The sequence below is a fragment of the Micromonospora sp. NBC_01699 genome (assembly GCF_036250065.1).
In the GTDB taxonomy this organism is placed as follows: Bacteria; Actinomycetota; Actinomycetes; order Mycobacteriales; family Micromonosporaceae; genus Micromonospora_G.
The window spans coordinates 159059-182067 of the sequence record NZ_CP109199.1; the positions used below are offsets into that span (position 1 = coordinate 159059).

18 protein-coding genes are annotated in these 23009 nt (G+C 70.7%); 13 read left to right on the forward strand and 5 right to left on the reverse strand.

Translation table 11 applies throughout. From position 1 onward, the window contains the following. Nucleotides 1-1101 carry a DUF4352 domain-containing protein gene (locus OG792_RS00750; RefSeq protein WP_329106353.1) on the reverse strand — a complete coding sequence of 367 codons (1101 nt, stop codon included), beginning with the start codon at nucleotides 1099-1101 and terminating at the stop codon, nucleotides 1-3. 121 nt (nucleotides 1102-1222) lie between these two features. Between OG792_RS00750 and OG792_RS00755 the strand changes: the two genes are divergently transcribed. After that, nucleotides 1223-2167 (forward strand): threonine ammonia-lyase, encoded by a 945-nt coding sequence (locus tag OG792_RS00755; protein WP_329106355.1) that lies wholly within the window; start codon nucleotides 1223-1225, stop codon nucleotides 2165-2167. 36 nt (nucleotides 2168-2203) lie between these two features. On the opposite strand, the gene OG792_RS00760 is transcribed toward OG792_RS00755, so the two are convergent. Both OG792_RS00760 and OG792_RS00765 read right to left on the reverse strand, forming a co-directional pair. Beyond that, the gene (locus OG792_RS00760) at nucleotides 2204-3442 is read right to left on the reverse strand and encodes a family 16 glycosylhydrolase (protein ID WP_329106357.1); all 1239 of its coding nucleotides are present in this window, start codon (nucleotides 3440-3442) and stop codon (nucleotides 2204-2206) included. A 124-nt stretch (nucleotides 3443-3566) separates the two neighbouring features. Further along, complete coding sequence (locus tag OG792_RS00765; RefSeq protein WP_329106360.1) at nucleotides 3567-5657, reverse strand: S9 family peptidase; 2091 nt, start codon at nucleotides 5655-5657, stop codon at nucleotides 3567-3569. Between the two features lie 95 nt (nucleotides 5658-5752). Between OG792_RS00765 and OG792_RS00770 the strand changes: the two genes are divergently transcribed. Further along, on the forward strand, nucleotides 5753-7069 hold the full coding sequence (locus tag OG792_RS00770; RefSeq protein WP_329106362.1) for an FAD-binding oxidoreductase: 1317 nt from the start codon (nucleotides 5753-5755) through the stop codon (nucleotides 7067-7069). 9 nt (nucleotides 7070-7078) lie between these two features. Here OG792_RS00770 and OG792_RS00775 read toward each other — a convergent pair whose 3' ends face one another. Further along, nucleotides 7079-9133, reverse strand: coding sequence for a SpoIIE family protein phosphatase (locus OG792_RS00775; RefSeq protein WP_329106364.1), 2055 nt, complete (start codon nucleotides 9131-9133; stop codon nucleotides 7079-7081). Nucleotides 9134-9301: 168 nt separating this feature from the next. Here OG792_RS00775 and OG792_RS00780 point away from each other — a divergent pair, with 168 nt between their 5' ends. The 5 genes from OG792_RS00780 to OG792_RS00800 all read left to right on the forward strand — a co-directional run bounded on the left by OG792_RS00780 (nucleotide 9302) and on the right by OG792_RS00800 (nucleotide 16263). Further along, nucleotides 9302-13663 carry a hybrid sensor histidine kinase/response regulator gene (locus OG792_RS00780; RefSeq protein ID WP_329106366.1) on the forward strand — a complete coding sequence of 1454 codons (4362 nt, stop codon included), beginning with the start codon at nucleotides 9302-9304 and terminating at the stop codon, nucleotides 13661-13663. A 31-nt stretch (nucleotides 13664-13694) separates the two neighbouring features. Then, nucleotides 13695-14249 carry a response regulator gene (locus OG792_RS00785; protein WP_329106368.1) on the forward strand — a complete coding sequence of 185 codons (555 nt, stop codon included), beginning with the start codon at nucleotides 13695-13697 and terminating at the stop codon, nucleotides 14247-14249. 191 nt (nucleotides 14250-14440) lie between these two features. After that, complete coding sequence (locus tag OG792_RS00790; RefSeq protein ID WP_329106370.1) at nucleotides 14441-15187, forward strand: GntR family transcriptional regulator; 747 nt, start codon at nucleotides 14441-14443, stop codon at nucleotides 15185-15187. Between the two features lie 104 nt (nucleotides 15188-15291). Continuing rightward, complete coding sequence (locus OG792_RS00795; protein WP_329106372.1) at nucleotides 15292-15615, forward strand: hypothetical protein; 324 nt, start codon at nucleotides 15292-15294, stop codon at nucleotides 15613-15615. A gap of 93 nt (nucleotides 15616-15708) precedes the next feature. Next, nucleotides 15709-16263: a hypothetical protein gene (locus tag OG792_RS00800; protein WP_329106373.1), complete on the forward strand. Its 555-nt coding sequence runs from the start codon at nucleotides 15709-15711 to the stop codon at nucleotides 16261-16263. Between the two features lie 9 nt (nucleotides 16264-16272). Here the strand turns inward: OG792_RS00800 and OG792_RS00805 are convergent, their stop codons facing one another. After that, the gene (locus tag OG792_RS00805) at nucleotides 16273-16608 is read right to left on the reverse strand and encodes an STAS domain-containing protein (protein WP_329106375.1); all 336 of its coding nucleotides are present in this window, start codon (nucleotides 16606-16608) and stop codon (nucleotides 16273-16275) included. 189 nt (nucleotides 16609-16797) lie between these two features. On the opposite strand from OG792_RS00805, the gene hemL reads away from it, so the two are divergent. From hemL to ccsB, 6 genes are read left to right on the forward strand one after another with little or no spacing between them, the layout of a single operon-like run. Further along, complete coding sequence (gene hemL / locus OG792_RS00810) at nucleotides 16798-18135, forward strand: glutamate-1-semialdehyde 2,1-aminomutase (protein ID WP_329106377.1); 1338 nt, start codon at nucleotides 16798-16800, stop codon at nucleotides 18133-18135. 3 nt (nucleotides 18136-18138) lie between these two features. Next, nucleotides 18139-18786: a histidine phosphatase family protein gene (locus OG792_RS00815; RefSeq protein WP_329106379.1), complete on the forward strand. Its 648-nt coding sequence runs from the start codon at nucleotides 18139-18141 to the stop codon at nucleotides 18784-18786. A 4-nt stretch (nucleotides 18787-18790) separates the two neighbouring features. Next, a complete protein-coding gene (locus OG792_RS00820; RefSeq protein ID WP_329106381.1) occupies nucleotides 18791-19405 on the forward strand; it encodes a TlpA family protein disulfide reductase in 615 nt (204 codons plus the stop codon). Continuing rightward, nucleotides 19405-20238, forward strand: coding sequence for a cytochrome c biogenesis CcdA family protein (locus OG792_RS00825; RefSeq protein ID WP_329106383.1), 834 nt, complete (start codon nucleotides 19405-19407; stop codon nucleotides 20236-20238). Before OG792_RS00820 ends, OG792_RS00825 begins: the two co-directional genes overlap by 1 nt. Then, nucleotides 20238-21890: a cytochrome c biogenesis protein ResB gene (gene resB, locus OG792_RS00830; RefSeq protein WP_442932353.1), complete on the forward strand. Its 1653-nt coding sequence runs from the start codon at nucleotides 20238-20240 to the stop codon at nucleotides 21888-21890. The genes OG792_RS00825 and resB overlap by 1 nt, the downstream gene beginning before the upstream one ends. Beyond that, complete coding sequence (gene ccsB, locus OG792_RS00835) at nucleotides 21891-22883, forward strand: c-type cytochrome biogenesis protein CcsB (RefSeq protein ID WP_329106385.1); 993 nt, start codon at nucleotides 21891-21893, stop codon at nucleotides 22881-22883. Nucleotides 22884-23009: the final 126 nt, after the last annotated feature.

Consider the following 23009-nt stretch of genomic DNA (forward strand, 5'->3'; position numbering starts at 1 on the left):
CTACTGCACCCGGACCACCAGGCCGGGTGAGGTGGGTGCGTGGTGCAGCCGCAGTCGGACGATCCGGGCGCGGGGCGGGATGTCGTAGACCACCGCGCCGCTCACCTGGTTGCCGGGATTTATCTCGCTGAGGAAGACCTGCTGGTCGGAGTTGGCGAGCACGCTCGCGCCGCTGTCCGCGCCGAACTGCTCGCCGTCCGGCCCGTAGGCCCGTTGCAGGGTGTCGGTGAAGAACACCGGCCGCTTGCCGACGTTGCGTACGGCCAGTTCGACCAGGCAGAACTGGCCGAGCGCGGCCTGGTTCACCAACGGGTCACCGACCCGACCGACGCCGCATCTGACCTCGCGTACCAGGAATTCGAGGTCGCCGTCGCGGCCGGGCTGGTTCAGCCCGACGATCCGCTGGCCCCGGTTCTCCACCTCGGCGTAGAGGTCGCCGCCCCAGGTCAGCGCCGTTCCGACCACCCCGGCACAGCAGCAGAGCACCAGGGCCATGCTGACCCCGAGCAGCAGCCAGAGGCGCCTGCGCCGTTCCGGCGCCGGGTACGGGTGCTCCGGCGGCTCGTCCAGCCAGGGCGCCTGGTCCGGCCAGTACGGTCCCGGCTCGTCCGGGTGCGGCTGCTCGGAATCCGGCCGGTCGGCGTACGGCTGCTCCTCGGAATGGAACGCCGACGGGTCGGAGTGGGACGCCGACGAATCGGAGGAGGAGGCCGACGGGTCGGCGTACGGCGATGGTTGGTCGGGGGGCGGCGGCCAGGGGTCGCCGCCGATCGGCGGAGCCACGGCGGGCGTGTCCGGGGTGGACCAGTCCGGCGGTCGGTCGGGCGGCTGCGCCTCCGGCGGTCCGGCGGGTGGTCGCGCCCGCGCCGGATCGGTGACGGGTGGTGGGGGTGGCGGGTCGTCCAGGTAGGGGCCGCCCTCCGGGTCGGGGGTCGGCTCGCGGGTGGGCGGGTCCGGGTCCACCGACCAGGTCCAGGGCTGGGCGTGCGGGCCGGACTGGTCCGGTGGACCGTAGGCGGGGGCCGGTTCGGACGACGGTGATCGGTGGGGATCCGGGGACGGCTCGGGCGGGCCGCTCTCCGGCGGGTCGGGCGTGGGCATCGCGGTCCCCCGATCACGCGGAACACTTTGCCTGATTCTAGGCTTTAGTGCTGCTTTGCCCGTTCAAGATCGGGGTTTCCGGTGTCGGATGCCGGACCCGTTCCTGCGGCATGATGATCGAATGGATCTGGTGACGCTGCACGACATCCGGGCCGCCGCGTCACGGATCGCCGGCCGGGTCGTGCGTACCCCGCTGCTGCCCACCGGCTGGGATCCGGAGCTCTGGCTCAAGCCGGAGAGCCTCCAGCCGGTCGGCTCGTTCAAACTGCGCGGCGCGACCAACGCGGTCGCCCGGCTGACCGAGGCCCAGCGGGCCCGTGGCGTGGTCACACACTCCTCCGGCAACCACGGCCAGGCGCTCGCGTACGCGGCCCGCGCCGCCCGGGTGCCGTGCACGGTGGTGATCCCGGAGGGCGCACCCGCGATCAAGATCGAACAGGTGCGTACGCTCGGCGCCGAGGTGCTGCTCGTGCCGCCCGCCGAGCGGTTGAGCACCGCCGAGCGGATCGTCGCCGAGCGGGGCCGGACGCTGATCCCGCCGTACGACGACCGGCAGGTCATCGCCGGGCAGGGCACGATCGGGCTGGAGATCGTCGAGGACCTGCCCGAGGTCGACGTGGTGCTGGTGCCGGTCGGCGGCGGTGGCCTCTCCTCCGGCGTCGCCACCGCGATCAAGGCGCTCTCCCCGTCGACCCGCGTCTACGGCGCGGAACCCGCGTACGCGGCCGACGCGCAGGAGTCGCTGGCCACCGGTGAACTCGTCGTCTGGGACCTGGCCCGCACCCACCGGACCAGCGCCGACGGGCTGCGTACCAGCCTCGCCGAGCTGACCCTGGCGCACCTGCGGGAACACCTCGACGGCATCGTCACCGTCACCGAGGACGAGATCGCCGCCGCCACCGCCCACCTGGTCCGCCGGGCCCGGCTGGTGGTCGAGCCGAGCGGCGCGGTGGCCACCGCCGCCCGGCTGTTCCGTCCGGCCGAGTTGCCGCCCGGCCGGACGGTAGCGGTGATCAGCGGCGGCAACGTGGATCCGGCCGTACTGGCCGCCGCGGCGATCGCCTGAGCGGATCCCCCCGCTCAGGCGAACACCGTCACCGGCTCAGCCGCGCCGCCACTTCTGGTTCGCGCCGCCGCCACAGGTCCAGAGCTGGAGCTTGGCGCCGTTGGCGGTGCTCCAGTCGCGTACGTCGACGCACTTGTTCGCCTGCGGGTTGACCAGGTCACCGGCGCCGCTGAGGACGAACTGCTGGGCCGCGTTGCCGCTGCACGTGGCCAGTTGGATGTTCGCGCCGTTGGCGACCGACCCCCAGGCCACGTCCATGCACTTGCCCAGCGCCCGGACCGTGCCGTCGCCGGGGAAGCTCCACCGCTGGGCGTCGGTGCCGTTGCAGTCCCACAGTTGCAGGAGGGCGCCGTCGGTCGGCGTACCGCCGGGCACGTCGACGCACTTGTTGCCGTACCCGATCAGTGAGCCGCCGGTGGGCGGCGGGCCGCCACCGGTGTTCCAGGCGTAGACCCGGACGTAGTCGATCAGCATCTGCTGCGGCATCTGGGTGCTGCCGTCGGGGTAGCCGGGCCAGTAGCCGCCGACCGCCACGTTCATGATCATGAAGAACGGGTGGTTGTAAACCCACGGGTTGCCGCGCAGGTCGGCGGCGGTCTTGCGGGCGTACTGGATGCCGTCGACGTACCAGGTCACCGAGTCCGGCGCCCAGTCCACGGTGAAGGTGTGGAAGGCGTCGGCGAACGCCTGGCCGCCGGGCAGGCTGTACGCGCTGCTGATCGCGCTGCCACCGGAGTAGCCCGGCCCGTGCAGGGTGCCGTAGACCGTGTTCGGCTCCCGGCCGATGTTCTCCATGATGTCGATCTCGCCGTTGCCCGGCCAGCCCTGCGAGCCGGTGCCGAGCATCCAGAACGCCGGCCAGATGCCCTGGCCGCGCGGGATCTTCAGGCGGGCCTCGTAGCGGCCGTACGTCTGGGTGAACCGGTCCGCGGTCAGCAGGCGGGCCGAGGTGTACTGGCAGGTGCCGTAGTGGCACTGGTAGTTGGCCGGGTTCTCCCGGCGGGCGGTGATCACCATGTTGCCGGCGCCGTCGTGCGCGGCGTTGCGGGTGGAGTTGGTGTAGTACTGCTGCTCGTTGTTGCCCCAGCCGCTGCCACCGATGTCGAACTTCCACTTGCCGCCGTCGGGGCTGGTGCCCGCGGCTCCGTTGAACTCGTCGCTCCAGGTCAGTGCGCCCGGCGCCGCCTGGGCGACGCCGGATGCCGGAGCCGTCAGCAGGGTGGCCAGGCTAGCCCCGAGCAGGGCGAGTGCCAGGGCGGTCCGTCGTATACGCATGGAAATACTTCTATAACATGATGACGCTTTCTGGCAAGGTTGTTAACTAATAACTAAGTCAATTCCGGCAAAGAACGGCGGATCGCCGGGCCCCGTCGGACCCGGCGATCATCGCGTACGGCCCTCAGGCGGTCAGCCCGAACCGGTCCAGCGTCCAGGCGTTGATGAACGCCTCCTCGCGCCACGAGTCGTAGCGCCCGCTCGGCCCGCCGTGCCCGGCCCCCATCTCCGTCTTCAGCAGGTACGACCCGCCCGGCGCCACCGCCCGCAGCCGGGCGATCCACTTCGCCGGCTCGTGGTACAGCACCCGCGTGTCGTTCAGGCTGGTCACCGCGAGGATCGCCGGATAGTCCACGGCCGACACGTTCTCGTACGGCGTGTACGACTTCATGTACGCGTACACCTCCGGGTCGGCCAGCGGGTTGCCCCACTCCTCCCACTCGGTCACGGTCAGTGGCAGCGACGGGTCCAGGATCGAGTTCAGCGCGTCGACGAACGGCACCTGCGCCACGATCCCGGCGAACGCGTCCGGCGCCAGGTTCGCCACCGCGCCCATCAGCAGCCCACCGGCCGACGCGCCCCGCGCCACCAGCTTGTCCGCCGACGTCCAGTCGGACTTCACCAGGTGCCGGGCGACCGCGACGAAGTCGGTGAAGGTGTTCTTCTTCGCCAGCATCTTGCCCTCGTCGTACCAGTGCCGGCCCAGCTCACCGCCGCCACGGATGTGCGCCACCGCGAAGATCACGCCCCGGTCCAGCAGGGACAGTCGGTAGATGGAGAACCACGGGTCCATGCTCGCCTCGTACGACCCGTAGCCGTAGAGCAGACACGGGGCCGAGCCGTCGCGGGGCGTACCGACGCGGGCGACCAGCGACACCGGCACCCGCGTGCCGTCGTCGGCCAGCGCCCAGACCCGGTGCTGCTCGTACGCGGCCGGGTCGAAGTCGCCCAGCACCGGCTTGCGCTTGCGCAGCACCATCGCCCGGGTCACCAGGTCGTAGTCGTAGACCGAGTCCGGGGTGACCATCGAGGTGTACCGCAGTCGCACGGTGTCGGTCTGGTACTCCGGGTTGCTGTCGAGGCCGACGCTGTAGATCGGCTCGGGGAACTCGATGTCGTAGAAGTCGGTGCTGCCGGCGGTGAGCACCCGCAGCCCGGTCAGGCCCTCGTTGCGCAGCGACACCACCAGGTGGTTCGCGAACGCGTCCACCGACTCCAGTCGGACGCCGGGGGTGTGGTCGATCATCGGCACCCAGTCACCGGGACTGTCCGCCGACGTGTACGCCAGCGCGAAGTCCTCGGCGCCGTCGTTGTGCAGGACCAGGAACCGGTGCCCGTGGTGCTCGATCGAGTATTCGACGCCCTGCCGGCGCGGGGCGATCACCGCCGGCTCGCCGGTCGGGTTGCCGGCCGGGATGACCCGTACCTCGCTGCTGACCTTGCTGTGCGAGTCGATGACGATGAACTTCTCCGACCGGGTCAGCTCGACACCGACCCAGAACCGCTCGTCGTCCTCCTGGTAGACCACCACGTCGTCGGCGGCCGGCGCGCCGACGGTGTGCCGCCACACCTGGTTCGGCCGCCATGCCTCGTCCACGGTCAGGTAGAACAGGGTGGATCCGTCGCCGGACCAGGCGGAGCCGTAGAAGGTGTCCGGCACCTCGTCGGCGAGCACCTCGCCGGTCCGGAGGTCCTTGACCCGCAGCGTGAAGCGCTCGTCCCCGGCGAAGTCGGTCGAGTACGCCAGCCAGCGCCCGTCCGGGCTGACGTCGAAGGTGCCGAGGGCGAAGAAGTCCTGCCCCTGCGCGAGCAGGTTGCCGTCGAGCAGGATCTCCTCACCGGCCAGCGGGGCACCGTCGCCGGTCGCCGGGGGCTCGGTCTCACCGTCGGCGACCGGGCGCCGGCACTGGATGCCGTACTGCTGGCCCTCCACCGTGCGGGTGTAGTACCAGTAGCCGCCCTTGCGGGCCGGCACCGACAGGTCCGTCTCCTGGATGCGCTCCTTCGTCTCGCCGAAGAGCGTCTCCCGCAGGGCGGCCAGTGGTGCGGTGACCGCGTCGGTGTGGTCGTTCTCGGCGGTCAGGTAGGCGATCGTCGCCGGGTCCTCCTTGTTCGCCAGCCACGCGTACTCGTCGATGACGGTGTCGTCGTGGTGGGTGCGCTCGGTGGGGATCCGGTTGGCGACGGGGGCGGCGACGGGCGTCTCAGTGCTCACCCCGGCCACGTTACCGCCCCTGTCCCCACCCCCGCGCCTCGCCGGTCCGGCGCCGACCATCGGCAAAAGATTCGAACATGTGTACGATAAGCGCCGTGGGGACATCGACAGCGGTGCAGCGGACAACTGGCGGGGGGATCGGTCGGCGACTGGCCGAGATCTGTGGAGAGCGTTTCGCCCGACCGGCCGGAATGGCCGACGGGGTGGCCGGGGAACCGGCCGCGTGGGTGGCCGCACCGGGCACCGCCGAGGCGGTGGGCGCGGTCCTGCGGGCCGCCGCCGACCAGGCACTGACGGTGGTCCCGCGCGGCGCCGGCACCAAACTGGACTGGGGTGCGCCACCGTCGCGGGTGGACATCGTGCTCGACACCGGCCGGCTCGCCGGTGTCTGGCACCGGTCCGGTGAGGACATGGTGGCCGAGGTCGGCGCCGGCACGCCGGTGCGGGCGGTGCAGGCCGCGCTGGCCGCCAGCGGCATGCGCCTGCCGCTCGACACGCCGTCGGCCGGCGCGACCATCGGCGGGCTGGTGGCCGCCGACGAGACCGGTCCGATGCGGCACCGGCACGGCTCGCCCGGTGACCGGCTGTTCGGGGTCAGCTACGTCGACTCGACCGGGGCGCTGCACCACGCGGGCGGCTGGGCGGCCGGCGAGACGGCCGGGCACGACCTGGCCAGGTTGCTCTGCGGCTCCAACGGTGCGCTCGGCGTGCTGGTCTCGGCCACGCTGCGGGTGCAGCCGGTGCCGGCGAGCCAGATCTGGGTGTCCCGCCCGGTCCGGTCCCCGCTGGAGATGCACAACCTGGTCCGACTCATCCACGGCGCCTGGCTGAGCCCCGCCGCGATCGAGATCGACCTGCCGAAGGAGGGGCCCGCCGTTTCCCGTGGCAGCCACCCGGCCGGTTCGTCGCTGGTAGCCGGCAGCCTCGCCGTACTGCTGGAGGGTGGGCAGGCCGACGTCGGCGGTCGGGTGGCCCGGTTGGTCGAGCTGCTCAAGGGCGACAGTCGGGTGCACACCGCCGCGCCGGACTGGTGGGGGCGCTACCCGTTCACCGCCGACGACGTCGCGCTCCGGATCGACGTACCCGCGACCGACCTGCACGCCGCCGTCTACGCACTGCGTGACGCCGTCGGCACACCCGTGCCGGTGCGCGGCTCAGCCGGACTCGGCGTGGTGTACGCCGCACTGCCGGGCTACCTGACGCCCGCGCAGATCGCCGCGATCCTCTCGACGGTGCGGCAGGTGCTGCTCGGCCGCAACGGCCGCTGCGTGGTGCTGTCCGCCCCGCCCCGGTTGCGCCGGGAGATCGACTTCTGGGGGCAACTGCCCACCCTGCCGCTGCTGCGCCGGGTCAAGGAGCGCTTCGACCCGCACCACCGGCTCGCACCGGGCCGCTACACCGGCGGCATCTGACCCGATCGGTCAGACCGGAAGGGCGTCGTTGCGCAGGACCAGGATGGCGATGTCGTCGCGCGGGGTCTCAGCGGAGAACCCGATAGCGGTGGAGCGCAGCCGCGCGGCGACCACGTCCGCCGAGTAGCCGGCCAGCGGCCCGGCCGCGTCCCGGAGCCGATCGAGCCCGAACAGCTCCCGACCGCGCCGCCGCTCGGTCACCCCGTCGGTGTAGAAGATCAGCGAGTCACCCGGACCCATCGGCACGCTGGCCGACGGGGTGGCGATCGAGTCCAGCAGGCCGAGCGCGGTGCCGCCGGTGCCGACGAACGAGGCCCGGCCGTTGCCGCGTACGAGCACCGGGCGATCGTGGCCGGCGAGGTGCAGTTCGACCGAGAGCTGCCCGTCGGGGCGTTGACCCACCGCGGCCAGGGCGAGCGTGCAGTAGCGCCCGCCGCCGCGCTCGACCAGGGTCTCGTTGAGCCGGTCGAGCGCCTCCGGCAGCGGTTTGCCGTCACCGACCAGCACCCGGATCACGTCCCGGACCAGCCCGGTGACGGCCGCGGCCTGTACGCCCTTGCCGGAGACGTCACCGACCACCACCAGCCACCGGCCGTCCGGCAGCGGTACGACGTCGTAGAAGTCGCCGCCCACGTCGGCGTCGTCACCGGTCGGTACGTACTCGGCGGCGAAGCCGATGCCGTCGACGACGGGCAGCACCGGCGGCAGCAGCGACTGTTGCAGGGTGTGCGCGATCCGCCGCCGTTCGGCGTGGATGCGCGCGTTCTCGATCGCCAGGGCGGCGCGTCGGGCCACGTCCTCCAGCACCGCGACCTCGTCCGGGTCGTGCCGGTGGCGCAGGTGGCGGCCGACGGCGAGGGTGCCGAGCCGCTGGCCTCGGGCGACCAGGGGGACCGCGAAGCCGTCCATCGGCCCGCCGATCGGCACCTGGGAGCCGCTGCGGGACGCCTCCCGCAGCCGCGCCTGCACCGAGTCCGGACCGTCCTCGCCGAGCACCTTGTGCAGCTCCGGCAGGATGGCCTCGTCGGCGTGGCTGGCGGCGGCGAGCTTGAGCCGCCCCCACTCGTCGGCGGTGTGCACCGCGCACCACTGGCCGAGCCGGGGCACCACCAGTTGCGGGATCAGCGCCATGGTCAGGTCGACGTCGAGGGACTGGGCGAGCAGTTCGCTCGCCTCGGCGAGGAAGGTCAGCCAGGTCTGCCGGCGTACGTCGGCCCGGCGGAGCCGGTCGTTCTCCAGGTGCAGGGAGAGGCGTTCGGCCATCAGCGCGGCGAGTGGCTGGGCATAGCCGGAGGGCGCGGCGTCGAGTTCCAGTTCCCCGGCGTACGGGCGGTGCACGGCGAGCGGCACCCGGAGCAGGTCGTCACCGGGGCGCGGGTGCCGGCCGTAGCGGGCGAGCACCTGGGACCCGTTGCCGTCGCCCCGGTCCAGTCGAACGGTGCCACCGGCCGCGCCGACCATCTCGCCGACCCGGGCCAGCAGGTCGCCGGCGAAGTCCGGCAGCGGGTCGTCGGCGTACGGGTCGGGCACGGTATGCATGAGGGCGGTGAGCGCGCCGACGCTGGGCGCCGGACCGGTCTCCGTACGGCTGGACGGCTGGCCGCCGGAGGTGGGGGCGGGCGCGCTCTTGCGGTCGAGCCGGAACCAGACGCCCTTGCCGGTGGGCAGGTGGGTGGTGCCCCAGCGGCTGGCGAAGTGGTCGACCAGCAGCAGGCCCCGCCCTCTCTCCGATACCTCAGAAATGTCTGTTAGGTCATTTTTCGGGCGGGCGGTTACCTTTTCCAGTGGTCCGACGGCGAAGTCGGAGACTGTGACGGTCAGTCCGCTCTCGTCCGCGACGACCTCGATGTCCAGCTCCGTCCCGGCGTGCTCCACCGCGTTCGTGGACAGCTCGGTGGTGAGCAGGAGGGCCTCGTTGAGCAGTTCGTCGAGCTTTGCCTCGGCGAGCACGGACCTCACTATCGCCCGCGCGGCAGCCGGCGTACGGCGATCGGCGGGCAGCCTCACCCGCCGTACGCGTTCGTCCGTCCCGTCGCTGAACGGCCCCCCGATTTCCGCTGACACTGTCTCATCCTCCACCGCTCGGCTGCCGGTGCCAAGCCTGCCGGCACGCCGCCCCAGCTCAGCGTGGAGTGGTATCGGCGGGATCGGAGCACAATGATGGGTGTGCCGCCGCCGGCACAGGTGCCGGTCAGGCACGGTCCACCACCTCCCCGAGTTGAGCGAGGAAGAATGACCACGGCGAAACAATTGCCCGTCGCGGACCCGTCGACCACCGACGACGCGGTCCTGCTCGGCGAACTCGCCGAGGCGCTGCGGCGGGTCCGCCGCGGCGATCTCAAGGTACGGCTGCCGCGACGCGCGGGGCTCGGGGGCGAGGTCGCGGACGCCTTCAACGAGGTGGTTTCCCTCCAGGAGCGGCAGAACCTGGACCTGCGCCGGGTGAGCCGGATCGTCGGCCGGGACGGGCGGCTCACCGAGCGGCTGGACGAGGAGGGCTTCGACGGCGCCTGGGCCGACGGGCAGCGGGCGATCAACTCGCTGATCGACGACCTGACCAACCCGACCACCGAGATCGCTCGGGTGATCGTGGCGGTCGCCGACGGGGACCTGTCCCAGCACATGGCGCTGGAGATGGACGGCCGGCCGCTGCGCGGCGAGTTCCTCCGGATCGGCCGCACGGTGAACACGATGGTGGACCAGCTCTCCTCGTTCTCCAACGAGGTGACCCGGGTGGCCCGCGAGGTGGGCACCGAGGGTGAGCTGGGCGGCCAGGCCGACGTACGCGGGGTCGCCGGCACCTGGAAGGACCTGACCGAGTCGGTCAACACGATGGCGTCGAACCTCACCTACCAGGTGCGGTCGATCTCACAGGTGGCCACGGCGGTGGCCCGGGGCGACCTGTCGCAGAAGATCACGGTGTCGGCCAAGGGTGAGGTGGCCGAGCTGGCCCACACCTTCAACTCGCTCACCGACACGCTGCGCCTCTTCGCCGAGCAGGTGACCCGGGTGGCGCGCGAGGTGGGTACGGAGGGCAAGCTCGGCGGCCAGGCGGAGGTGCCGAACGTCGCCGGGACCTGGAAGGACCTGACCGACAGCGTCAACTCGATGGCGTCGAACCTGACCTCCCAGGTGCGCAACATCGCCCAGGTGTCGACGGCGGTGGCCCGGGGTGACCTGAGCCAGAAGATCACCGTGGCGGCGCAGGGCGAGATCCTCGAACTCAAGGACACCGTCAACACGATGGTGGATCAGTTGTCGTCGTTCGCCGACGAGGTGACCCGGGTGGCCCGCGAGGTGGGCATCGAGGGCAAGCTCGGCGGTCAGGCCCAGGTACGCGGCGTCTCCGGTACCTGGCGGGACCTGACCGAGAACGTCAACCAGCTCGCCGGCAACCTGACCTCCCAGGTCCGGAACATCTCCCAGGTCTCCACCGCCGTCGCCAAGGGCGACCTGTCGCAGAAGATCACCGTCGACGCCCGGGGCGAGATCCTGGAGTTGAAGTCGACCGTCAACACGATGGTGGACCAGTTGTCGTCGTTCGCCGACGAGGTCACCCGCGTTGCCCGCGAGGTGGGTACGGAGGGCAAGCTCGGCGGTCAGGCACAGGTGAAGGGCGTTTCGGGCACCTGGCGGGACCTGACCGACAACGTGAACTCGATGGCGTCGAACCTGACGTCGCAGGTGCGCAACATCGCCTCGGTGACCACGGCGGTGGCTCGGGGCGACCTCGGCCAGAAGATCACCGTCGACGCCCGGGGCGAGATCCTGGAGTTGAAGTCGACCGTCAACACGATGGTGGACCAGTTGTCGTCGTTCGCCGACGAGGTGACCCGCGTCGCCCGCGAGGTCGGCACCGAGGGCAAGCTCGGCGGCCAGGCCCAGGTACGCGGCGTCGCCGGCACCTGGCGGGACCTGACCGACAACGTGAACTCGATGGCGTCGAACCTGACCTCCCAGGTCCGCAACATCGCCCAGGTCTCCACGGCGGTGGCGCGCGGCGACCTGTCGCAGAAGATCACCGTGGACGCACAGGGCGAGATCCTGGAGCTGAAGTCCACCGTCAACACCATGGTCGACCAGCTCTCGTCCTTCGCCGACGAGGTGACCCGGGTGGCCCGCGAGGTGGGCACCGAGGGCAAGCTCGGCGGCCAGGCCGAGGTGAAGGGCGTCTCGGGCACCTGGCGGGACCTGACCGACAACGTGAACTCGATGGCGTCGAACCTGACCTCCCAGGTCCGCAACATCGCCTCGGTGACTACCGCGGTCGCCCGTGGTGACCTGCGTCAGAAGATCACCGTGGACGCGCAGGGCGAGATCCTGGAGCTGAAGAACACCATCAACATCATGGTCGACCAGCTGTCCTCGTTCGCCGACGAGGTGACGCGGGTCGGCCGCGAGGTCGGCATCGAGGGCAAGCTCGGCGGTCAGGCGCAGGTGAAGGGGGTCTCCGGCACCTGGCGGGACCTGACCGAGAACGTCAACCAGCTCGCCTCGACCCTCACCACCCAGCTGCGCGCGATCGCCCAGGTGTCGACCTCGGTGACCCGGGGCGACCTGACCCAGCGGATCACGGTCGAGGCGCAGGGCGAGGTCGCCGAGCTGAAGGACAACATCAACCAGATGATCGTCACCCTGCGGGAGACGACCAAGAAGAACGCCGAACAGGGCTGGCTCGACTCCAACCTGGCCCGGATCGGTGGCCTGCTCCAGGGGCAGCGCGACCTCGGCGAGGTCTGCCGGATGATCATGACCGAGGTGACCCCGCTGGTCGACGCGCAGCTCGGCGCGTTCTTCCTGGCCGACACCGAGGAGGCGTCGATGCGGCTGCGGCTGACCGCCTCGTACGGCTACGTCGCCCGGCACCACAACGTCACCTTCGGCCCCGGTGAGGGGCTGGTCGGCCAGGCCGCGCTCTCCCGGCGCACGATCCGGGTGAACGTGCCCGACGGCAAGCTCACCGTACGGTCCGGGCTGGCCGCGACACCCCCGGCCGATCTGGTGGTGCTGCCGGTGCTGTTCGAGGGCGAGATGCTCGGCGTGATCGAGTTCGCCAGCGTCGCCGCCTTCTCCGAACTGCACCTCACCTTCCTGGAACGGCTGGTGCTGACCATCGGCATCGCGGTCAACACCATTCAGGCCAACCGGCGTACGGAGGAGCTGCTGGCGCAGTCGCAGCGGCTCGCCCACGAGTTGCAGGAACAGTCGGCCGAACTCCAGCGCACCAACGCCGAACTGGAGGACAAGGCGCAGCTGCTGTCCGAGCAGAAGGGGAACATCGAGACCAAGAACCGGGAGATCGAGATGGCCCGGATCGGTCTGGAGGAGAAGGCGCAGCAGCTCAGCCGGGCATCGGCGTACAAGTCGGAGTTCCTGGCCAACATGAGCCACGAGCTGCGTACGCCGCTCAACTCGCTGCTGCTGCTGGCCCGGCTGCTGGCGGACAACTCGGAGCAGAACCTGACCGAGAAGCAGACCGAGTTCGCCCGGACCATCCACAGTGCCGGCTCGGACCTGTTGCGATTGATCGACGACATCCTCGACCTGTCCAAGATCGAGGCGGGTCGGATGGACGTCGAACCGACCGAGGTGCGGTTCGCCGAGATCCGGAGCTACGTCGAGCAGGCGTTCGCCCCGCAGGCCGAGGAGAAGAACCTGGACTTCCAGGTACGCGTCTCCCGCGACCTGCCCGAGGCGGTGGTCACCGACGCCCAGCGGCTCCAGCAGATCCTGCGCAACCTGCTCTCCAACGCGGTCAAGTTCACCGACAACGGCGCGGTCACGCTGCGGATCGCGCCCGCGCCGGAGGGCATGTACTTCGACGTACCGGCGCTGGCCACGGCCCGGCAGGTGGTCGCCTTCACGGTGATCGACACCGGGATCGGCATCTCCGACGACAAGCTGTCGCTGATCTTCGAGGCGTTCCAGCAGGCGGACGGCACCACCAGCCGCCGCTACGGCGGAACCGGGCTGGGGCTGTCGATCAGCCGTGACCTGGCCCGGCTGATCGGCGGCACGATCACCGTCGCGTCCGCACCCGGCCAGGGCTCGACCTTCACCCTGTTCGTACCGGACGTGCTGGCACCGGACGCGGTGGTCGCGCCGATGCCGCTGCCGGCCTCCCCGGTCCGCAACGACCTGCCGCCGCTGCTGCGCACCATCGAGGTGGAACGGGTCAGTACGCCGGTCACCCGCCAACTCGACGGCGCCACCGTACTGATCATCGATGACGACGTACGCAACGTCTTCGCGCTGACCAGCGCGTTGGAGTTGCACGGCATGACCGTGCTCTACTCGGACAACGGGGTGGACGGCGTACGGCTGCTCGCCGAGCATCCGGAGGTCGACATCGTGCTGATGGACGCGATGATGCCCGACCAGGACGGTTACGAGACGACCCGGGCGATCCGGCGCAACCATCGGTTCGCCGACCTGCCGGTGGTCTTCCTGACCGCCAAGGCGATGCCGGGCGACCGGGAGTCGGCGCTCGGGGCCGGGGCCAGCGACTACATCACCAAGCCGGTCGACCTGGATGAGCTGATCGAGCTGATGGCCTCCTGGGTCAACGGCAGCGGACGGGAGATGACCGAGTGAGCGAGTACGGCAGCGACGGGGTGATGGCCCGATGAGCGAGGTGGCGAAGGCTCTCCTGGTCGACGACCGGCGGGAGAACCTGCTGGCCCTGGAGGCGATCCTGCAAGGGTTGCCGGTGCACTCGGTCGCGGTGGAGAGCGGTGAGGCCGCGCTGAAGCAGCTGCTGGTGGACGACTTCGCGGTGATTCTGCTGGACGCCCAGATGCCGGACATGGACGGCTTCGAGACCGCCAGCCACATCAAGCGGCGGGAGCGGACCCGGCACGTACCGATCATCTTCCTGACCGCCGCGGACCGCGACGCCCAGCTCGCGCTGCGTGGGTACGCGGTCGGCGCGGTCGACTACCTCACCAAGCCGTTCGACCCGTGGGTGCTGCGGGCCAAGGTCTCCGTCTTCGTGGACCTGTGGACCAAGAACCGGCAGTTGATCGCCCAGGCCGAGGTGGTTCGGGAGCGCAACGCCCAGTGGCGCAACCTCACCGACGCCGTGGACGAGGCCACCCGCCTGCTCCGCTCCGACGACCCGACCGCCCCCGCCCGCGCCACCGAGATCCTCGAACAGGCCCGCTGGGGCTCACCCTCCTGATCGCCGCCCTTGTGGACGCCGGCCCGTTGACCGGCCGGCGTCCGGCGTCACTCGTGGCGGGTCAGGTCTCTGAGAGCAGGCCGCCGGACACCGGGACGGTTGATCTGGCGGTTTGGCCGGCGTCCGGTGCGGCGGTGTTTGACGCGTAGAGTTCGCACTGTTCGCCGGAGGGAAGGGTTCTGGGCAGAATTGTGGGCAGTGGGCCGGCGTACCAGCGGGTCGCGGACGAGATCAGGGCCGCCATCCTCTCCGGAGAGCTGGCGCAGGGCGACCGGATGCCGTCGTTGCCGGAGTTGGCCACCCGTTTCGGCGTGACCACGACCGTGGCGCACAACGCGGTCAACGTGCTGCGCGGCGAGGGCCTGGTGGTCACCCGGCAGGGCGCGGGCGCTTACGTACGCCGGTTCGAACGGATCCGGCGCAGCTCACCGGGCCGGCTCGCCCGCTCCCACTGGGGACAGGGCCGGGCTATCCAGGACCACGACACGGGCGTACGGGCAAGAGTTCTGGGCGTCGTGGTCGGTGAGGTCCCGGCTCCGGAGTACGTGGCGGCGGCGCTCGGCGTGGACAGCGGCACGGCCGTCCTGAGTCGGGCGCGGCGGTTCGAGGTCGACGGGCGCCCGGTCCAGTTGGCCACCTCCTACCTTCCACTGGAACTGGTACGCGGCACGGCGATCACCTACACGGACACCGGACCCGGCGGTGCCTACGCCCGCCTGGCCGAACTGGGCTTCGCTCCGGTGCGTTTCGTCGAGCGGCTGACCGACCGGGCGCCGAACCAACAGGAGCGTGAGCAGCTCGCCCTCTCGTCCGGGGCCGGTGCACGGGTGATCGAGATCACCAGATTCGCGTACGACGGGTCCGACCGTTGTGTCGAGGTCACGCGGATGGTTCTCGACGCGACCGCTTACGAGTTGGAGTACGAGTTTCTTGCCTAGACTCCCAACTCTTGCCAAGAGTTTGAAGTCTAGGCAAGAATCGATCCATCGATTTCGCCCAAGGATTGGGGAATGACGTGGACCTTCGTGACCAGGTGTGCAAGATGGCGGCCGAACTCGGTTACGAGATCGACACGCGTGAGCTGCTTGAGTTGATCGCGGACGAACCCGACGTGGTGGGGGAGGCGATCGGATCCGTCGCCGCCATCGCCGCTCACGAACTCACTCTTGAGCTGCTTGGCCAGGCGCTCGACAAGTTACGCGGGCAGTGGCCGGCGTGGCAGCTCGGCGACGGGCTCAAGCATCTGGCGGATGTACTGGTCCGGCTGGACGAGACTCATGCCACGATCTCCGAAGGCATCAACGACAGTCGAGCCGAATTCCGGACCTCCATGCGCCACCTCGTCGGCACTCCGACCCAACCGTGATCCCGCTGAGCCCAGTCGGCTGTGGCGGATTCGTGCCCCTCCGGGGGCAGTAATTCGCCACGGCGCCCTCGCCGACTTCGGTTGGATGGGGGCATGGAGGTCACCAGGGACGGGCGGAGCTGGCGGATCGGTACGGCTGACGACGTGGCCTGGCTCGCCGGACAGACCACCCAGGGGCTCTCGATCACCACGGCGATTCCGCCGGTGTTCGACGCGTACGCCACCTGCTACCCGCCCGAGGGCGTCGGTTACCCGGCCCATGAACGCGCCGTGGTCGACGTGCTCGCCCGGCACACCCCCGAGCAGCCCTGGTGGCTGGGCTACCTCGAAACCGGCGCCCACGACATCGTCTTCCCGGACGCCCCGAAGGTGTCCCTCTACTGGGACTGGTCCTACGTGCTGGTCGAGGCCGGACCCGAACAGGCCCTGGCCTGGCGAACCGGGCACATGCGCGGCGACGGTCCGCTGCCCGATCTGTTCTTTCCCGCCGACCGGTCCTGGTTCGTCTCCGCCCTCTGGGACGACACCTGGACCGACATCGGCGGCAGCCCGGACCTGATCACCGCCCTACGCCACAACCCGCTGGTCAACGCCCGCCCGGTCGGACCCGACGAAGACGCACTCCCGCCCGGACTGACGCGCGAGTAACCGGTTCGGTCAGCTGTTGGCGGGTTCGTTGCGGATCATCAGGGCGGAGCGCAGGCCGGTGATGTCGAGTACCCGGAGCAGGAAGTCGCCGACGTTGGTCAGGACCAGCAGGGTCTGGGCGTGACTGGCCTTGCGGCTCAGTACGACCAGCGTGCCGAGCCCCTGGGAGTCGCAGAAGGTGACTCCGGCCAGATCAAGGACCAACCGGGGCGGCGCGTCGGAAAGTACCTCGTTCACGACGGCGGACAGCCGGCTGGCGGTGAGCATGTCAATTTCGCCGGCGAGGCTCAGGACCACCTCGTCGGCGCTGCGCTGGACCGCGATGGTCAGCTCCGCTCGCTCCACCGGGTCAGCGTATCGCGATCTAGGTGACTCGGCCGGTTGAGGCGTACCGCCGCGCGGTCGAAGCAGCTTCCGGGACGCGACCGGGGAGTGAGCGGGGGAGTGAGCGGGACGGGAAGGGGACGTGAGCGGGGTTACCCCGCAAGGGGTGGTTACCGTGCTGCGTAGTAGCGCTGACAGAATGGCGGCACCGTGACCGATACGTACTCTGCCGGCACCGGCCCGTACCCGGCCGACGCCCCGGCTTCCGAGGCCCTGTTCGACCGCGCCCGCGCCATCGTGCCGGGCGGGGTCAACTCCCCCGTACGCGCGTTCCAGGCGGTCGGAGGCACCCCACGCTTCATGGTCCGTGGCTCCGGCCCGTGGCTGTTCGACGCCGACGGCCGGCGTTACGTCGACCTGGTCTGCTCCTGGGGACCGTTGGTCGCCGGGCACGCCCACCCCGAGGTGGTTGCCGCGGTCCAGGCCGCCGCCGCGCTCGGCACCAGCTTCGGTACGCCCACGCCGGGCGAGGTCGAGCTGGCCGCCGAGATCGTCGCGCGTACGCCGGTGGAGCAGGTCCGGCTGGTCAACTCGGGCACCGAGGCGACGATGACGGCGATTCGGCTGGCCCGTGGCTTCACCGGGCGCTCCAAGATCGTCAAGTTCGCCGGCTGCTACCACGGGCACGTGGACGCGCTGCTCGCCGCGGCCGGCTCCGGCGTGGCCACCCTGGGCCTGCCCGACTCGCCCGGTGTGACCGGTGCGGCGGCCAGCGAGACCATCGTGGTGCCGTACAACGACGTGAGCGCGGTCGAGGCGGTGTTCGCCGCCGAGGGGCAGCACATCGCCGCGATCATCACCGAGGCGGCGCCGGGCAACATGGGCGTGGTGGCGCCCCGGGCGGGTTTCAACGCCGCCCTGGCGAGCATCGCCCACGCGTACGGCGCGCTGCTGGTGGTGGACGAGGTGATGACCGGGTTCCGGGTGTCGGCGGGCGGCTGGGCCGGGCTGGAACCGGTCGACGCGGACCTGTTCACGTACGGCAAGGTGATGGGTGGCGGGCTGCCGGCGGCGGCCTTCGGTGGCCGGGCCGAGATCATGTCCCGCCTCGCCCCGGCCGGGCCGGTCTACCAGGCCGGCACCCTCTCCGGTAACCCGCTCGCCTGTGCCGCCGGGCTGGCCACGCTCCGGCTCGCCGACGCCGCGCTCTACCAGCGGCTGGACAGCACCGCCGCCGCCGTGGGCAAGCTGGCGAGCGACGCGCTGGCCGCCGCCGGGGTCCCGCACAACCTGTCGTACGCGGGCAGCATGTTCTCGATCTTCTTCACCGAGAACGACGTGGTCGACTACGAGTCCGCTCGTACCCAGGACGTCGCCGCGTTCCGGGCGTTCTTCCACGCGATGCTGGCCAATGGCGTCTACCTGCCGCCGAGCGCCTTCGAGTCGTGGTTCGTGTCGACGGCGTTGGACGACGCCGCCTTGGAGCAGTACGCGGCAGCCCTGCCCGTGGCAGCGGCTGCGGCAGCGGCGGTCGGTCACGGGGGGTAGCAAGTGAGCAAGACGGTCGTCCACGTGCTGCGGCACGGGGAGGTACACAACCCCGACAAGATCCTCTACGGTCGGTTGCCCGGTTTCCGGCTGTCCGAGCTGGGTGTCCAGATGGCCAAGGCGGCGGCCCAGTCGCTGGCCGACCGCGACCTGGCGTACGTGGTGGCGAGCCCGCTGGAGCGGGCCCAGCAGACCGCCGAACCGTTCGCCGCCCAGCTCGGCCTGCCGGTGGCGGTCGACGACCGGCTGATCGAGAGCGCGAACTGGTTCGAGGGCAAGCGGGTGTCACCCGGCGACGGATCGTTCGGCGACCCGCGCAACTGGTGGGTGCTGCGGGACCCGGTCACCCCGTCCTGGGGCGAGGCGTACCGGGTGATCGCCGAGCGGATGTTCGCCGCCGTACACGCCGCGCGGGTGGCCGCCGAGGGGCGGGAGGCGGTCTGCGTCTCGCACCAGCTCCCGATCTGGACCCTGCGCCGGTACGTCGAGCGCAAGCGACTCTGGCACGACCCGCGCAAGCGCCAGTGCGGTCTGGCCAGCCTCACCTCGTTCCACTTCGACGGCGCCAAGGTCGTCGGCATCGGTTACTCCGAGCCGGCCGCGCACCTGGTCGCCATGTCGCCGACCGCACGGACGGCCAAGGGGGCTTGACGTTATGAGGTTCCCGCCACGGGTCTGGCTCGGCGCGCTGCTCTCCGCCGTCACGGTGGTGGCGCTCGCCGGCTGCTCCGGCGGCGAGAACTGGGAGGCGAAGTGCTCGACCAACGCCGACCAGGCGATCGAGTGCGGTCCGGAGAACCGGGCGCCGGCGCCGAAGGTCAGCGGTGAGCTGCTCGACGGCGGTCGGTACGACCTGATCCAGGACCGGGGTCGGGTGGTGGTGGTCAACTTCTGGGGCTCGTGGTGCGCGCCCTGCCGGGCCGAGGCGGACGACCTCGAAGCGACGTACCAGGCGACCGCTGCCCAGGGGGTCCGGTTCCTCGGCGTGAACGTCCAGGACGGCCGGGACAAGGCGAAGGCGTTCGAGCAGAGCCTCGGGGTGACGTACGCCAGCCTGTTCGATCCGGGCAACCGGGTGGCGCTCAACTTCGAGATCCCGCCGAACAGCACCCCGGCGACGATCGTGCTCGACCGGGAGGGCCGGATCGCGGCCGTCTTCCGCAAGCCGGTCGTGCGCTCGATGCTGGAACCGGTGGTGACCCGGATCGCCGCCGAGGCGCCGCCGAGCGGTGACGCGCCGACGGGCTCGCCGTCGCCGGTGGCCCGCTGATGGGCGACACCTTCGCCAACCTCGCCGAGAGCGGGCCGCTGCTGTTGGCGTTCGGCGCCGCCGCCCTCGCCGGCCTGGTGAGCTTCCTGTCGCCGTGCATCCTGCCGCTGGTGCCCGGCTACCTGTCGTACGTCACCGGACTGGCCGGGGCGGACCTCGGCGCCACCGGCGCGCCGCGTACGCCGGTCGACGCCGGCCCGGACGGCCCCGGCGGCGGGGTCGCGGTCGCGGTGGCGAGCCGGGAGGCCCGCGGGGTCCGGGGCCGGGTGCTCGCCGGCACGCTGCTGTTCATCGCCGGCTTCACCACCGTGTACGTGCTCAGCGCGATCCTTGTCGCCAGCGTCGGTCGGGTGCTCTCGGCCCACCGCCGGCCGCTGGAGATCGGCGTCGGGCTGCTGATCATCCTGCTCGGCCTCGCCTACCTCGGGCTGGTGCCGGGCCTGCAACGCGAGTTCCGGCTCCAGCGGCTGCCGGCCGCCGGGCTGGTCGGTGCCCCGGTCTTCGGCGCGGTATTCGCCCTGTCCTGGCTGCCCTGTTCCGGGCCGACGCTCGGCGCGGTGCTCGGCATGGCGACCGTCAGCGGCCAGGCCGACCGGGCCGCGCTGCTGGCGGTGGCGTACTGCCTGGGGCTCGGGCTGCCGTTTGTGATCTTCGGGCTGGCCTTCCGTCGCCTGCTCGGCGTGTTCAAGGCGGTCCGGCGCAACAGCGCCTGGGTCACCCGGATCGGCGGGGCGCTGCTGGTGGTGGTCGGGCTGGCCCTGGTCACCGGCGGCTGGCTCAATTTCGTGATCTGGTTGCAGACGACGTTCGGCGTCGGTGAGGTCGGCATCTGATGTCCAGCGTCGAACAGCAGACCATCCCCGGTACGGGTACCACCAGCGGCGGGCCGCCGACCGTACGCCGGCCGAACCGGGTGCTGGCGCTGCTGCGCAACTCCTGGCGGCAGCTCACCAGCATGCGTACGGCGCTGATCCTGCTCTTCCTGCTCGCCGTCGCCGCCATCCCGGGCTCGGTGCTGCCGCAGCGCAACATCGCCCCGGAGAAGGTCAACGACTACTTCGACCAGCACCCCGACCTGGCCCCGGTGCTCGACCGGCTCGGCGGCTTCGACGTCTTCGCCTCGATCTGGTTCTCCGCGATCTACCTGCTGCTGTTCACCTCGCTGGTGGGCTGCATCGCGCCCCGCCTGCGCGACCACGTTCGTACGCTTCGGTCCGTACCGCCGGTTGGTCCGAAGCGGTTGGACCGGCTGCCGCAACACGCGGTCCTGGCCGACCGGGACGCGGCCGGGCAGCCGGCGGATGCCGACGCGGAGCTGGCGGCGATCGCGGCCATGCTGCGCAAGCGGCGGTGGCGGGTGGTGGTCCGGGGCAACACGGTCGCCGCCGAGAAGGGCTACCTGAAGGAGAGCGGCAACCTGCTCTTCCACATCTCGCTGCTGGCCATGCTCGTCGGGGTCGCGCTCGGTTCCTGGTACGGCTGGCACGGCAACCGGCTGCTCGTCGCCGGCAAGGACTCGTCGTTTTGCAGCGCGCTCGACCAGTTCAGCGAGTCCGGTCTGGGGCCCCGGGTGCAGGCCACCGACCTGCCCCGGTTCTGCCTGGAGCTGACCGACTTCAAGGCCCGGTTCCTGCCGTCGGGGCAGCCCGAGTCGTTCAGCGCCTCGGTGCTGGTGGACGAGGACGGTGGCGCCCAGCGGGCGGCCGACTTCTCGGTCAACTCCCCGCTGCGGCTGCACGGGGCGAACGTCTACCTGCTCGGCCACGGCTACGCCCCGGTGATCCGCTACACCGACCGCAACGGGAAGTCGCAGACCCAGCCGTTCCCGTTCCTGAGCAACGACGGCAACCTGACCAGCGAGGGCGTCGCCACGTTCCCGGACGTCAACCTGGACCCGTCGACCGGGCAGCGGGACCCGAAGGCGCAGGTCGCGTTCGAGGGCATCTACCTGCCGACCGCGCCCGACGAGGCACCCTTCGTTCGCTCGCAGTTCCCGGCGGAACGCAATCCGGCGCTGATGCTGATCCCGTACCGGGGCAACCTGGGCATGGACGCCGGCATGCCGTCCTCGGTCTACAGCCTCAACCAGGAACAGGTACGCGAGGGCAAGCTGACCCAGGTCGGGGAGGCGAAACTGCTTCGCCCGAATGACAGGTGGACGCTCGACGACGGTACGACGGTCGAGTTCCTGGGCACCCAGCAGTACATCACCCTCACCGTCCGGTACGCCCCGGCCTCGACGTTGATGCTGGTCAGCTCGGTGCTGCTGCTGATTGGGCTGATGTCGTCGCTGTTCGGGCGGCGGCGTCGGGTCTGGTTCCGGGTCACTCCGGCCGCCCCGGAGGATAGGTCCACGACGGGCGGTAGTAGCTTGATCGAGGCCGGTGGGTTGCCGCGCACCGACTATGCCGGATTCGCCGACGAGTTCAACCAGCTCGTCGCCGCGGTGGAACGCGGTGCCGGGGGCCGAGAAGGGACCGAGTAAATGGCCGCACTCTCCGACCAGCTCCTGGTGTTCACCATCCTGGGATACCTGATCGCGATGATCAGCCACGCCGCGTCGTACGCCTTCAGTGGGCGCGGGGCGGTCGCCGCGATCAGCCGTCCGGCCCGGCAGTTGGTGACCGTGGGTGCGGGGGAGTCCGACGCCCCGCTGGCCAAGGTCGACGCGCCGCCCGCGGGAACGTCGACCGGTAGGGTTCCGCCGAAGTCCACCGGACGGGCCGCGATCGCCGCCCGGATCGCCATGGTGGCCACCATGCTCGCCACCGCGCTGCACCTCGGCGCGCTGGTCACCCGTGGGGTCGCGGCCGAGCGGCTGCCCTGGGGCAACATGTACGAGTTCCTGCTGTCGGTGACCTTCGTCGGCGCCGCCGGTTGGCTCTACCTGCTGTTCCGCTGGCCGTCCGTACGCCAGCTGGGGCTGGTCCTCACGATGGTGATGGTGGTGCTGCTCGGCATCGCCGGGCTGGTGCTCTACACCCCGGTCGTGCCGCTGGTGCCGGCGCTGAACTCGTACTGGTTCGACATTCACGTGACGACGATCAGTTTCTCGTCCGGCATCCTGCTGCTCGCCTTCGTACCGGCCCTGATGTACCTGCTGCGGGCCGGTTACGAGTCCGGCAAGCGCAGCTTCCCGTACGTGCTGGCGCGTAGGGCGCCGAGCGCGGTGACGCTGGAACGGTTGACCTTCGGCCTGAACGCGTTCGCCTTCCCGATCTTCACCTTCGCGGTGATCGCCGGAGCGGTCTGGGCCGAGGCGGCCTGGGGCCGGGCGTGGGGTTGGGACCCGAAGGAGACCTGGGCGTTCATCTCCTGGGTGGTGTACGCCGGTTACCTGCACGCCCGTGCCACCCCGAGCGTCAAGCGCAACGTGGTCACCTGGATCTCGATCTTGGGCTTCCTGACCATGCTGATGAACCTGTTCGGGGTGAACTTCTTCTTCACCGGCCTGCACTCGTACGCCGGAGTGAACTGACCCCTTCGGCAGGTCGAGCGCCTTCGCAAGATGTAGAAGTGCACTTCTTAGAACTGCACTTCTACTCCGGGCGGTAATCGCGCAACCACACTGGATGTGCAAGTTTGCGGCGGCGGGCCTGTTTGC

Coding starts and splice junctions, on each gene's coding strand:
- OG792_RS00755 (WP_329106355.1), top strand. CDS start 1,223: ATGGATCTGGTGACGCTGCACGACATCCGGGCCGCCGCGTCACGGATC.
- OG792_RS00785 (WP_329106368.1), top strand. CDS start 13,695: ATGAGCGAGGTGGCGAAGGCTCTCCTGGTCGACGACCGGCGGGAGAAC.
- OG792_RS00780 (WP_329106366.1), top strand. CDS start 9,302: ATGACCACGGCGAAACAATTGCCCGTCGCGGACCCGTCGACCACCGAC.
- OG792_RS00825 (WP_329106383.1), top strand. CDS start 19,405: ATGGGCGACACCTTCGCCAACCTCGCCGAGAGCGGGCCGCTGCTGTTG.
- resB (WP_442932353.1), top strand. CDS start 20,238: ATGTCCAGCGTCGAACAGCAGACCATCCCCGGTACGGGTACCACCAGC.
- OG792_RS00820 (WP_329106381.1), top strand. CDS start 18,791: ATGAGGTTCCCGCCACGGGTCTGGCTCGGCGCGCTGCTCTCCGCCGTC.
- OG792_RS00760 (WP_329106357.1), bottom strand. CDS start 3,442: ATGCGTATACGACGGACCGCCCTGGCACTCGCCCTGCTCGGGGCTAGC.
- OG792_RS00795 (WP_329106372.1), top strand. CDS start 15,292: ATGGCGGCCGAACTCGGTTACGAGATCGACACGCGTGAGCTGCTTGAG.
- OG792_RS00800 (WP_329106373.1), top strand. CDS start 15,709: ATGGAGGTCACCAGGGACGGGCGGAGCTGGCGGATCGGTACGGCTGAC.
- OG792_RS00750 (WP_329106353.1), bottom strand. CDS start 1,101: ATGCCCACGCCCGACCCGCCGGAGAGCGGCCCGCCCGAGCCGTCCCCG.
- ccsB (WP_329106385.1), top strand. CDS start 21,891: ATGGCCGCACTCTCCGACCAGCTCCTGGTGTTCACCATCCTGGGATAC.